General features: G+C 63.5%; 11 protein-coding genes. 5 read left to right on the top strand and 6 right to left on the bottom strand.

The window, feature by feature from the left end:
* Positions 1-71: 71 nt before the first annotated feature.
* Positions 72-1061 carry an aldo/keto reductase gene (locus tag A3OK_RS0110395; RefSeq protein WP_036302237.1) on the bottom strand — a complete coding sequence of 330 codons (990 nt, stop codon included), beginning with the start codon at positions 1059-1061 and terminating at the stop codon, positions 72-74.
* A gap of 51 nt (positions 1062-1112) precedes the next feature.
* Here A3OK_RS0110395 and A3OK_RS0110400 point away from each other — a divergent pair, with 51 nt between their 5' ends.
* From A3OK_RS0110400 to A3OK_RS0110420, 5 genes are all read left to right on the top strand, one after another.
* The gene (locus A3OK_RS0110400) at positions 1113-1922 is read left to right on the top strand and encodes an IS5 family transposase (RefSeq protein ID WP_019904802.1); all 810 of its coding nucleotides are present in this window, start codon (positions 1113-1115) and stop codon (positions 1920-1922) included.
* A 798-nt stretch (positions 1923-2720) separates the two neighbouring features.
* Positions 2721-2996: a hypothetical protein gene (locus tag A3OK_RS0110405; protein ID WP_019904803.1), complete on the top strand. Its 276-nt coding sequence runs from the start codon at positions 2721-2723 to the stop codon at positions 2994-2996.
* A gap of 154 nt (positions 2997-3150) precedes the next feature.
* A complete protein-coding gene (locus A3OK_RS22670) occupies positions 3151-5187 on the top strand; it encodes an AAA family ATPase (RefSeq protein WP_019904804.1) in 2037 nt (678 codons plus the stop codon).
* Complete coding sequence (locus A3OK_RS0110415; RefSeq protein WP_019904805.1) at positions 5180-5413, top strand: hypothetical protein; 234 nt, start codon at positions 5180-5182, stop codon at positions 5411-5413. Before A3OK_RS22670 ends, A3OK_RS0110415 begins: the two co-directional genes overlap by 8 nt.
* Before the next feature lie 504 nt (positions 5414-5917).
* Positions 5918-7921, top strand: a complete 2004-nt coding sequence (locus A3OK_RS0110420; protein ID WP_155911994.1) for a hypothetical protein — start codon at positions 5918-5920, stop codon at positions 7919-7921.
* A 75-nt stretch (positions 7922-7996) separates the two neighbouring features.
* On the opposite strand, the gene A3OK_RS0110425 is transcribed toward A3OK_RS0110420, so the two are convergent.
* From A3OK_RS0110425 to A3OK_RS0110440, 5 genes are all read right to left on the bottom strand, one after another.
* The gene (locus A3OK_RS0110425) at positions 7997-9442 is read right to left on the bottom strand and encodes a DUF6538 domain-containing protein (RefSeq protein WP_026597116.1); all 1446 of its coding nucleotides are present in this window, start codon (positions 9440-9442) and stop codon (positions 7997-7999) included.
* A 305-nt stretch (positions 9443-9747) separates the two neighbouring features.
* A complete protein-coding gene (locus A3OK_RS23965) occupies positions 9748-9924 on the bottom strand; it encodes a hypothetical protein (RefSeq protein WP_155911995.1) in 177 nt (58 codons plus the stop codon).
* A 122-nt stretch (positions 9925-10046) separates the two neighbouring features.
* Positions 10047-11054: an aldo/keto reductase gene (locus tag A3OK_RS0110430; protein ID WP_019904808.1), complete on the bottom strand. Its 1008-nt coding sequence runs from the start codon at positions 11052-11054 to the stop codon at positions 10047-10049.
* Positions 11055-11204: 150 nt separating this feature from the next.
* The gene (locus A3OK_RS0110435) at positions 11205-11495 is read right to left on the bottom strand and encodes a putative quinol monooxygenase (RefSeq protein WP_019904809.1); all 291 of its coding nucleotides are present in this window, start codon (positions 11493-11495) and stop codon (positions 11205-11207) included.
* A gap of 121 nt (positions 11496-11616) precedes the next feature.
* Entirely contained in the window at positions 11617-12564 is a 948-nt protein-coding gene (locus A3OK_RS0110440) for a hypothetical protein (RefSeq protein ID WP_155911996.1), read from the bottom strand.
* Between the last annotated feature and the right edge of the window lies 1 nt (position 12565).

The following is a 12565-nucleotide window of genomic DNA, read 5'->3' on the forward strand; positions in this document are numbered from 1 at the left end:
CGGGCGCACGAACCAAGCAAAGCATCGTACCGGAGTCGTACAAGGCGGCTCCGGTCCGTCGCATCGACCGCTCAGAGCTCGCGAAGGGCCTGCTCGCTTGAGTCGATATAGCGTTCCCGCTGGAGGGCTCCGAAGCGGCCGTAGGGGTAATCCTCCGGCCTGGGGGCGCTCACCTGCGACAGCGTCTCGGTCACGTCGGCATCCAGGACGAGGTTCGCCGCCACGAGGTTGTCGCGCAACTGCTCCATCGTACGTGCGCCGATGATCGGGGCGGTCACGGATGCCTGGGCCATCACCCAGGCGAGAGCGACCTGGCTCGGCGTCGCCCCGATCCGCTCGGCGGCCTGCCTCACGGCGTCGAGCGTCGCCCACTTGGCGTCGTTGTCGTGCAATTGCTTGGCTTGGTGCTGGACCATGGGATTGTCCGCGGCCAGGCGGCCATCCGAGGACGCGCCGCCCCGCACGTACTTCCCGCTGAGGAAGCCGGCGGCCAGCGGCGACCACGGCAGCAGGCCGACGGCGTTGTGCAGGGCCGCGGGGATCACCTCGTACTCGATCTCACGGTAAATCAGGCTGTACTGCTGCTGCAGGGTGACCGGTACGGGGGCCCCCATCCCCTTGGCGGTCGAGAGGAAGAGCTGCATCTGCCAGCCGGTGAAGTTGGACAGGCCAACGTGGTGGATCTTGCCCGCGCGGGTCGCGGCGTCGAGGAAGGCGATGGTCTCCTCGACCGGGGTCAGGGGGTCCCAGCCGTGAAGCTGGTAGAGGTCGATGGTCTCCACCTTCAGCCGGCGGAGCGACGTCTCCAGCGAGCGATGGAGATGGCGGCGGGAGGTCCCGACGTCGTTGACGTCCGGCCCCGTCCCGAACCGGCCCTTGGTCAGTGTCACGGCTCGATCCGTGACGTCGCTCGGACGGCTTGCACGCCAACGGCCAAGGAGCTCTTCCGACGCACCCTTGCCGTACACGTCGGCCGTGTCGATGCCGTTCCCACCGGCCTCGAAGAATGCGTCGAGGATCGCGAAGGATTCTGTCTCGTCCGTCTCGGTGCCCAACCCCATGGTCCCTAGAGGCTGTTATGAACTGAAAGGGTGTGGTTTGCGTTTTTGGGCATGAGCGAAGGTCGTGCCGGCTATCCCTCTGACGTGTCCGATGAGGAATGGGCGCTGGTTGCGCCGTATCTGGCGTTGTTGCGGGAGAGTTCAGGTCAGCGCGACCACGAGTTGCGGGAGGTGTTCAACGGCTTGCGGTTCATCGTGAAGACGGGGGCGCCGTGGCGGTTCATGCCGCACGACCTGCCGCCGTGGGCGGCGGTGTACCAGCAGACGCAGCGCTGGCTGGCTGCGGAGTGCTTCACCGATGTGGCCGGGGACCTGCGGGCGGTTCTACGGATAGCGGGGGACCGGGAGCCGGAGCCGTCGGCGGTGATCCTGGACAGCCGAACGCTGCGGTCCTCGCCCGAGAGCGGCGAGCGGGCGGGCTACGACGGGGCCAAGCGCAAGCGGGGTTCGAAGGTGCATCTGGCGGTAGACACGCCCGGCCACGTGGTGGCGCTGCATGTCACCCCGGCCGATGCCGACGATCGCGGCGAGGTCGATCGCCTGACCGGCGCGGTGCAAACGGAGACGGGCGGAAGCGTCGAGACGGGCTTCGTCGATCAGGGCTACACCGGCGCGCGGGCGGCGGACGCGGCCCAGGAACACGGTATCGCCCTGGAGGTGGTCAAGGCGCCCGAGGCCAAACGCGGGTTTGTCCTGCTGCCGCGTCGCTGGGTGGTGGAGCGGTCCTTCGCCTGGGCGACGCGCTGTCGGCGCCTGGTCAAGGATTACGAACGTTATGCCAGCACGCTGGCAGGACTTCATATGGTCGCCTTCGTCTGTCTCATGCTGAAACAGGCAGAACGACTGATGACAGGTTCATAACACGCGCTAGGATCAGGTTCGAGACGGACAGGCCGGAATTTCCAAGCTTGCGGTACTTCATAGCGTCTTCGCTCCGGCGATGGCGCAGGCCCGTTAGGGGCGAATGGACTGCGCGCGATTGCGACCGCAACCGGGGTCGGCACGGTCCATCACATGTCGGGCGGAAGCACGGGCGGAATTAGAGGACTAAATCCTCTAAGGCTTATAACAATCCGGCATAGAACCGGCCTAAACCGCTCCCGATGCGCCGGTTGGCGGCTTAGAGACGGCAGCAGTAAAGGTGGTACGGCCCACCTCATCTCAAAGGCCGCCCAGCAAAGGACGGCCTTTTTCGTCGACCCCTAAACCGCCGATACGCGAAACTTTGGGTGCACAATTCGGATCTTTGGAGCGGCCCTCAAAGGGTGCCTCGAAGTCGCGATGCGTGCCCGCCGTCACCGAAGCTTGTTAACCACAAGACGGCGTAGGGGTTGGAGGTCGACGGGCGTGAATGTCGAAAATTACCCTGGACTTTGGGGTATCTTCCACAGCGCCCCACAGGCCCCATCAGCTCAAACTACACAGATGCGAGATCTTTCGAATCCCTGGCCTTGACGTATAAGCTCTGCGATTCAATGTGAATCCACGAAGCTGGTGCCCTCCGCACCCTGTCGAACAGAGACACCCGTCCGTGACCCTGGGCCGCCTCATATGGAAACCTCGCCTGCCCTCAGGCAGCGCCACGTTTCCCACCTCTCCTATCACCCGGGCCTAGGCGGCGCGCATCCAGCGCCCCGGCGGCCCGCGTCAGAGGCCGCCATGACAACACATCCCATCGACGACGACACCCGGACCAACGACGACCTCGTGGGCGAACTTTTTCGTCGGCTCTTCATCATGAGGGGCTTCCACGAACCCGTCTTTCGGGCCGCCCTGCGCGACGCCATCCTGGTCGTGGCGCGCGCCGCCCACGCCGAGGCAGAGGCCCGCGGCCGCCGCGTCGCCGAGCGGACCGGTTCCTGGCCGACCGACTTCAGCGGCACGCCCTGGGGCCAGCGTCGCCCTACCGAGGGCGACGACCTCCCCGAAGGCTGACCCCCTCCCACCAGGACATCACCATGACCGTCTTCAAGATACCGCGCTTCGCCGGCCAGCCGAAACGCTCGCCGAGCCTCCTTCCCACACCCCTTCCCGACACCCATCCCAGGGCCTGACCGGCGCATGCGCGCGGCGGCCCTACGAGGCCGCCATGACCAAGAAGACCAAGATCCCCGCCAGCATCCTCAAGAGCCTTCCCCGGAAGGCCAACCGAGACTTCGAGGACGCCTACGACGACGGCTATCCGCAGGACGGTGAGCCCACCGACGAGACCAAGCCGTCCACGCCTGAGGAGGTGCTGGCCACGGCGAGCGTCAGCACGGTGCTCGCGATCAGCATGTTGCATGCGATGCTGCCGCCAAAGGTCCTCGCCCGCATCCAAGCGCCGCCGAGCCTCGCGCTGGTGGTGGCCGTTCCGGGACCGGACTGGATCGGGCCCATCGCTCATGCCCTCACGTCGATGCGGGCCTGGACCGAGGTGATCAAGCGCAGCGGTTCGAGCAAGGTCAGCGACAAGTCGGGCATGGGCGGGGAGTTCGTCGCTTCCGCTTTAGGGGCGGGTCGTAGCGTCGTTGGCGTAACGACCGCGCCCGAGCGTTACCTGCCTGCCGCCCTCATTACGACTGCCGACCTCCGCATCGAGCTGAAGCCACCTACCCCGAAGGCTCTCCGGGCGACAATCCGGCTCGTCACCGGGCGCCGTGCCGGCCGCTTACCCGCCGACATCGTCCAGGGCTTGGGTTTCGACGAGATCACAGGCTGCATCCGCAAGGGCAGCACGCCCCGGGACTGCGTCCGACGACTCAAGGCAGCCTCGGCCTCGAAGCGGGCAGCCTCTTCCGACCTTGCCGACGTTCCCCTCGTCGAGGATACCTGTGGTTATGGGCCAGCAGGAGATCATGCCAAGGCTTTGGTTGAGGCCGTCAAGGCACATCGGCGTGGAGCGCCATGGCCGGCGGCGACGCGTTTCATCCTGGCCGGCCCGCCCGGAACAGGCAAGACATCGCTAGCGCGCAGTATTGCCAAGTCGCTCGGCGTACGTATTACTGCGACAAGCGTGTCCTCGTGGTTCGCTCAGACGAACGGATATCTCAACGACATTTGCAAGAAGGTCGACGAGGTATTTTTAGAAGCATCTCAAAACGGGGGCGTCTTGCTCATTGATGAGCTAGATAGCCTGCCAAATAGAGAGACCTGCGATAGTCGTCATCGCGACTACTGGGTAACTGTTGTAAATCACGTCTTGATGACATTGGATGGTGCGGTATCGAGCCCGGCGTCGAGGCTTGTCATCATCGGGGCGACCAACTTCCCGGAAAGGCTCGACCCCGCCCTCGTGCGGCCTGGACGCCTCGACCGCGTCGTGAGGATCGACCTGCCGGATGAGGACGCCATCGAGGGCATTCTGCGCCAGCACCTCGTGGACGACCTCGCCAACGAGGATCTCGGGCCTATCGCAGCCATCGGCATCGGCGCAACCGGGGCTGACATCGCCGGGTGGGTTGGGGGCGCCCGTATGGTCGCCCTGGCGGGCAAGCGCCAGATGAACCTGGCGGACCTCATCGGTCGGATCGTTCCACCGGAAACTCGCACGCCAGCGCAGCAGCTTTCGGTTGCAAGGCACGAAGCCAGTCACGCGGTGATCTTGGAGACCCAAGCTGTCGGAGACGTCAGAACGGTCTCTCTGGTCGCCCAGGGGGCCTTTGCAGGACGAACCCTAAGCCGACTCAACAACGACACGTCAGTGATGTCGGTAACCGACCTCGACGCACTCATCGTCAGCGTCTTGGCCGGTCGCGCCGCCGATCAGCAGTGGGATGCGGTCACTGCGGGCTCGGCAGGCGGTTCGGGCTCTGACTTGGCGCACGCCACAGCGCTAGTGGCCGGGAAGCACGCTTCGTGGGGACTGGGACAAAGTTTGCTCTACCGAGGCGACCAGGCGGACGCGTTGGCGCTACTTCGGGTGGACCCCGCGTTCAGGCGCCTGGTTGAGGACGACCTCTCCCGTTTGTACGAGATCAGCCGCGACTTGGTGAGCCGTAACACCGACGTCATCGACCGGATCGCTCGACGCTTGGTCGAACGCCGGGTCATGAGCGGGGCCGAGGTCCGCGCGATCATCGCCGGCTCGCCGATGGCTGGCGACAAGCAGGATCGCAAGTCCGGCAGGGGAGGTCCCAATGCTTGAGGACTCCGACGAGCGCATCGCGCAGGTCATGCTCGGCCTGTTGAGGGCAAGACGCGCCCTCCATCACGACCCGCAGACCTTCGACGACCTGATCGGCGCCGTCCTGGTTGAGCTCGACCTCGGCATGCAGGTCGCGGAGGAGGCCGCGCTGGAGTCTCGCCTTCGGAAAAAGGTCGAAGGTAACGTCTTACATTTCCCATTACCAATTCACCCGTTGCCTAGGTAGCGCATTTCGCCTCCGGCAGGCGGGACCCGTCGCGAAGCAAGTTCGGCCAGACGGCAGCATGCATTCAAATCAAACCGCATATATATTTTGATTAGACTTTAGCATGTGATCGCAACAATGGTAATAACCAATAGTTAGGTCACATAAAATCAATCTGTTTTTCGTCTTCGGCACGAACACTGAGAGATTGAAACCAATGGCTGAGCACAACTCCAACGTCATGCCCCACTCTGCCCACACGGAGCAAGGGCTGAGTGATGAAACTATAAACCATGTATCATCAGAACCTTTCAACCAAACTTCTATCGCGGAATGGTCAGTCTCAGAGCTAATTAACGAGGCGGAGGCATATCGTCGTTTCGGTAAACTGCTTGAAGACAAGGAACTTCGACGCGCCCGACAGGACCACCGTATTGGCTATCTGCGGCGCAAGAGAATGATCTGGTACCGGCTGACGGAGCTTGTGGCTTTCGTAAATGCCGCCACCCAAAAGGATTTCGTACCATGCCGAAGCGTTCAAGCCCCCGCGAAGTGTCAGCCACGGAGCGTCGATGCACCGTCAAGGACTGCGACTGGACCTACCGCGAATACGGCATCAAGAAGAATGGCGGCAAGACTTGGTACGTCTGGTGGTACTGCCCGGTCGAGCAAGACACGCTTCGACACTCACTCTACACGACAGAATTAAATCTAGCGATTGAGAAGGTTATCAATTACGCGAACGGTATTGACGAAAAGTATTTAGGGGGAGACCCTATCGTTTATGATATCGTTCTTGAATTCGTGAATACTTTTCCGAAGGAGCTGCCGCCACTGATGCCCGCGCCTGAAGGCACAGCTACTAAGCCATGGATGCGATCTCAGAGAAAGAGGCTCAATTACATTCATCGGCTTTGGACAATGATGGAGCCTACCTTCGCGGCACTGCTGAAGAACACGAAGATTTCTAAGTTGACGCCGGCTTTGCAGCACGAGGTACTCGACCACCTTGCATCTCGCGGATACAAGGTCAGCTCTATTTCGACCATGGCATCCTTGTGGTCGCGTGCATTTACCTGGGCTGCAGAGCCAGACATGCACAACATCATCAAGTCAAAGTTCAGGCCGGAAATTATCCGCAAGGGAACGCGAATTGCCAAGATCGTTCGCCAGCCCCGCCCCAAGGCCGATAATTACGCACCGAAGCGTGATGAGTTAGTCAAGCTGCTTCTCGCTTTCGCCGCAGATGAACCGGTTCGCCGGTGGTTCGTTCTTATGCTTGCTTTCGGGTGCCGCGTCGAAGCTGCAGCCGAAGCCACAAGCGCGCAATTGGTCGATGGCGTCTTTCACCTCAATCCGGATGAGAGGGAGGAGGTGCCGAACAAGATCCGACCTTCGCTTCCTGTGGCTTGGTCTGCACTCCAGGAAATCCAATCGTGGGGTGATGGGGATTGGGTCGCACTATCAGCGGACTCGATTGGCGAGCGCATCCGAAAGGTCCGCCTCGGACTCGACCTTCCCAGACTGAAGGCGAGCAGCATCCGCGACTACATCGCGACGATGCTGCGCGTAGCGCACGTGCACTACGGCTGCAGGAAGATCGACAAGGAGGAGCGACGCCTCTGGCAGGGTCATGCCTTCGAGCGTGATGATACGAACGACAAGTATGGCGAGTACCTGCCGGAGTTCTATCTGCGCTCCAAGGTAGCCACCGAGGCCATGATGCGCGATCTGGATTTTCGGACGGGTGGCTTGTTGTTCCGACAAGGTCCCGACAAGACCCCTCTTTCCGTGCATGCTTCCCTAGAGGATCCCGACAAATCCGGGTTATTAGGGGCAAATCCCGACACCGAGCTTCCTCAGGAAACCAGCGTTTTCATCGGGCCTAAACGGGCGAAAACGGGTGTTTCTGGGCCCCATCAGGGCACTTTCCGACAAGTTTCCGGCAAAGTTGCCAGACACCCGGACGGCACGGTCGACGCCTTGAACTCCTTTGGCATGCCCTCGGTGGCCGAGCGTTTGGCCAAACAGGGTGTCGTTCTGTATGAGGCGACTGGACAGGCCAACACTTCGGACGATCAAGGGCTATATCTCGTCGCTGGGGGATCCAACCTCATACCGGCTGCGAGTGCGGGCACGCTCAGACAGTCTGATAAGCCAGCAGGCAAACTGAAGGCATCTGAGATCGACGAGATGGCTGATACGCTGTCTAAAGCCGCAGATGATTATTACGAATTTAAGCTACGCGCATTCGAACTGGAGATGACCAGACTCTACGCGGATTGCGTGGACGATGAAGACCGCGCGAGCCTGGACTTCCGCTTTGACAGGGAGCTTCCCTTCATCGTCGGACCAATCATCTGCGCGTTGGAAGAGCCCTTCGAACGCGAGGAGCCTGATTTCTCTGATTGGACGGACGAGGCACTTGGTGAGCACGCTGACAAGCAGGCGGCCGAGCGGAAGGCGAAGATCGCTTCGGGAGAATGGATCTCACTGAACTCTGGACCGTCGTCCATTAAAGCAGCTTGAAACACAGAAGCAAGGACGCGGATCACAGACGGCCTTCGGGCAGCTGCGGTCCGCGGCCATCTACAATTTCATAGTTCAGCTCGTCCTGGTCTTCCGTCGGCGCGGCGTCAGCGCCTGCGCCTCTGTCACCGGACTGCCGTCCAACGGAGGCAGCATGACCTTGGCGACCGCGATCTTGGCGGCGGCCATCTCGGGGCCTTCCGAGTAGCGCCCGAGCGTAAGGCCGGAACGCTTATGCCCGACGATGGCGGCGAGCAGGTCGCCATCGACCGCGGCCCGCTCGGCCTTGGTGATGAACCACCGGCGGAAGCTATGGAAGTTCACCAGCGAGCGCCGCTTGCCCTCGACCTGCTCATCCACACCGAGAGCGCGTCGGTACTTCGTGAAGCGCTTGGAGAAATAGGCGCTCCTCTCCCGTATCGACCCCTTCGCCACTGCTGCCGGCCATTCCGGAAAGAGATCGTCCTCGGGGGCCTTGCCCATGGCGCGGCCGGCGACCATCGCCTTCAGGGCAGAATGGATCGGGACGTCCCGAGCTGACTTCTCCTTTTTCTGCGGCTTGAACGTGAACCAGCCGTCGGCGCACTCGCCGACCCTAAGGTCGATCACGGCGTCCAGGCGGGCGCCCGTAAGTGCAGCGATCAGCATGACGTCCAGCATGCCGGGGTCGGCCTTGCTCATCAGAAGCGTCTGGACCTCTGTGTCGGTGAAGGCGCGCTCCTCCTCGTCGTGGTCGACGGACGGCTTTTCCAGGTGCAGGTCGGCGAACACATTCCGGTCCACCGGAGTGCGCAGGACGAGGTAGGTCCAGTAGCGCCGCAGCCGGCCAAGGTACTTCGTGGCAGTGGCCCAGCCGAGGCCCGTGAAGTCCTGCAGCTCGTCCATGAAGCGGACTGCGGCCTTGACGTCGAACCGCTCCAGGTAAGGGGGAACGTCCCGAGCCGCGCACCATTCCAGAAGGATCTTGAGCGCCCTGGGGTCGTCCGTCAGCGACCGCTCCTTGATTTTCAGGGTCTTCATGAAGGCGGGATGATGCAGGGCGATGGGCGTGGCCGTACCGCGAGCCACCGCTCCGAACTGTGCCGCCTTTTCCTTCGCCTCGCGAGTGGGCACCTCGAACTCGAAGACCTCACCATCCTCGTCCAGATCGGTCTCGGTTCGAGAACCGGCCGACCATATCTCGGCTTCCCGGTCCCGCAGAGCGGCCGCGTAGTAGTCGTACGCCTGATCGCCTGGCTTGCCAGAGTGGGCGAGGATGCCTGCCCAGGCGGTCGCCTCCTGCAACTCCGACCCCTTTCGTCCTCCCAGGGTAAGCCAAGCCTTATCGAGGCGCGCCTTGAAGTCCTTGACGATGGGACCCTTCAGGACGTTGGCCGAGAGCAGCGATTTGGTGCCCAATCCTTGCTTCAGACGGGCGCAGCCGACGAGCGACCGCAGAGGCGCAGGCACACCCATGCTCACGCGGTAATACCCGTCATGAAGCTCCAGATAGGCGTTCCTTGGGTCCGGCTTGCGAGGCACGAGGTCCTCCGGTGGATAAGGGGCCTTATGACCCCGATATGTCCCGAGACATGTCCCGGAATCCTCCGCCAAGCCAAGCACTTATATGGTTAACAAGGGCTTAGCAGAGGGTCTCGGACAATCCCTCCGTCTCCGCCATCTACCCTAAGCTGCTGTAAGCCATTGGCAAACAAGCGGCTTTTTCTTCGGCCAGATCGCGTTTGACCCTGCTGCGTAAGAGGGTGGAAAACTCTGGCCCGTGGAATGCCGCGACAGCGTCAGGCATCTTTCGGCCGTGATCGGGCATCGGACCGGTGCCGGTATGTTCATGGTTTCAGTCCAGGGCTAAACCGATAGCCCTCGGTGCTACCGCGTGTGATGTCGGTGTAGGCCGCCGATCCGTCGACGCGGATGGTCGAGCGCTCGCTGTCTCGCCCGAGATCCGGTCCACCATACTGCCGGCAGGACGGCTCGATCGCGAAGACGTTTGCCTGACGGGACACGACGTGGTTCGCCGACGCGTATTGAGAGGACTGGACTGCCTCGCGGCAACCGACCGTGATCCGGCGGCAGGCCGCTGCCTCACGGTCGGTCCCCTCCTCGGAAGCCTGCCGAAAGCGAGATCTCAGGGCACGACACGCCGGACCTCGTTCGCACCCCAGCGCATTCTCCGACGCGGCGGCGCGGCAAGCTCGAGGTCGCTCGCTGCGTCGAGCTTGTCGAGATGCTCCGACGACAGTTCCAGCGTCGTTGCGCCGAGATTGCTCTTCAGTTGAGCGAGGGACCGTGGCCCGATCATCGGCACGGTGCCATGCGTTCCGGCCCATGCCACGGCGACCTGATCCGGCGTGGCACCGAGCTCGGCCGCGACCGCGAGCACCGTATCGAGGATGTCTGTCCTCTGCGCGGTGTCCTCGGGCCGGAACACCTTTCCGCCGAACCCCTCGGCACGGCCCTTCTCACCTTGCCGGTACTTGGCCGTCAGCATCCCGCCGCCCAGCGGCGACCAGGTGACGACGCCGAGCCCGAGAGCCTCCGACGCCGGAAGCAGGTCGGCCTCGGGATGGCGGTGAACCAGGCTATGCTCGAACTGCGCCGCGGCGATGGGCACGGACCGGGTCATCTCCGCGACCGTGACCGCGCGGGACAGGCGCCAGGCGGCGAAGTTCGAGAGGCCCGCGTAGAGGATCTTGCCGGCACGCGCGAGGTCATCGAACCCACGGACGATCTCCTCGGACGGCGTGAGGCCGTCGGGATGATGCGCCCAGTAGATGTCGATCCGGTCCGTCCGCAGCCGCTTCAGGCTCGCCTCGACCGATGCGACCATCGCCTTGCGGCTGTTGCCGGTGACTAGCCGGTCGGCGTTGGGCGACGAGCCGCTGGTGTACTTGCTCGCGAGCACGAAGGACTCGCGTCGCCCGGCCAGGAGCCCGCCGAGGAGTTCCTCGGACTGGCCGAACTGGTAGACGTCGGCGGTGTCGATGAAGTTGCCGCCCGCCTCGGCGTAGGCGTCGAAGATGCGCCCGCTCTCGGCGGCATCCGCACCGTGGCCCCAGCCGGTGCCGAAGGTGCCGGTTCCGAGGGCGATCTCGGATACGCGCAGGCCCGTCCTGCCGAAGACATCGTATCTCATGGCTCAAGTTTCTCGTGAAAGCGGGATCAAGTCGCGTCAGGGCGCGGCGACCTTGGCAAGCGCAGCGGTCATGGGCGCTTGGGGTGCCGCTCCCCGAGCGGCTTGCACGTCTCGACAGTCCGGACGTCGAATGCCGGGACGTCGCGGTCGTCAGGCGGCCGGGAAGGCGGTCATCCGTCGGATGGCGAGATGGTCGCAGAGCGGCTTCACGGTGCCGATCAACGCTCCGAAGTGTTCCGTCTCGTTGTGGACGGCGATGGCCGCCTCGTCCCGCCAGATCTCGTAGACGAGGAACCGGCCGGGCCGTTCCACCTCTTCGAGCGGCTGATAGACGACGTTGCCCGGTTCGGCGCGACTGAGCCGCGCGCAAGCGTCCAGGGCGGCGCGGATTGCGGCCTCGTGGCCGGGTTTGGCGGTCGCTTCGGCGACGATGGTGATCATGATTTCCCTTGCCCTTCGCTGGAACTGGACACTGCACGACGGACGGCGCGGCGACGGTCGATCACGCCCGGACGCGCGTGGGCGGCCCTCGGGCGCTCGAACGAAATGATCGCGGCGCGCGTCAGGGCGCGCGGACCGCGCGCAATTGGAAGGTCGGGGTCTGACCCTTCTTCTCGGGATTCATCAGGTAGTCGAGCTGGCCCTCCGCCACCCAGACGGTGTCGCCCACCCGCGCCAAGCCGGTCGGTCCGGCGAAATCCTTGACCGTCTCGACCTCCGCCAAGTCATCGGTGACGGTCACCCTGGAGAGCGGACCGGCGCCTTCGACCATGAGGAACCCGGTTCCATCCGCCTTGAAGCCGTCGGGAAACGTGAGCGGCCGGGAGGTCCGCAGTTTGGTGACGGCTCCGGCCGCGCCCCCCTTCGCCTCGATGCGGAAGAGCTCGCCGCTGAGGAACGTGTTGACGTAGAGCGCGCCGTCCCGGCCGAAGGCGAGGCCGTCGAGCCCGCCTTTCAGACGGTCGTCCTGCACCCAGACTTCTAGCTCGGATGCTCCCTTGCTCAGGCGCAGGATCTGGGGCTGCAGGGTATTCGAAACGTAGAGTGCGCCGTCGGGGCCGATCGTCAGGTCGTTGCAGAGCGAAGGCTTCGCGGGAAGCGGGAGGCTGACCTTGCCTTCCCCGGTCGCGAGGTCGAAGCCCTTCACGAAGGCACCCTCGATGGCGTTGGGACCCGCGACCCCGAGGGGCGTCGCATCGTTGGAGCAGACCCAGAGAAGGCCCGACCGCTCGTCGGCCAGGACGCCGAACGTCGAGCGCGTGTCGAACGCGCCGGGCTTGATCCAGGGCTCGGCGACATCCGAACCGGCCTTCACGCGGACGATCCCGCCCTGCGTGAGACTGCTCGCATACAGGGTTCCGTCGGCGGTCGCGGTCAGGCCCTCAGGGAATCGCGAGACCGACGAGAGCGAAATCGAAGCCGGAGAGGCGTACGCGGCGAGTGTGACGCCGATGACCATGGCGACGCCGCCGAGCAGGAGCTTGCCGACTTTGGGACGTGGGGCTTGCACA

The sequence above is a fragment of the Methylobacterium sp. 77 genome, from assembly GCF_000372825.1.
Classification (GTDB): Bacteria; Pseudomonadota; Alphaproteobacteria; order Rhizobiales; family Beijerinckiaceae; genus Methylobacterium.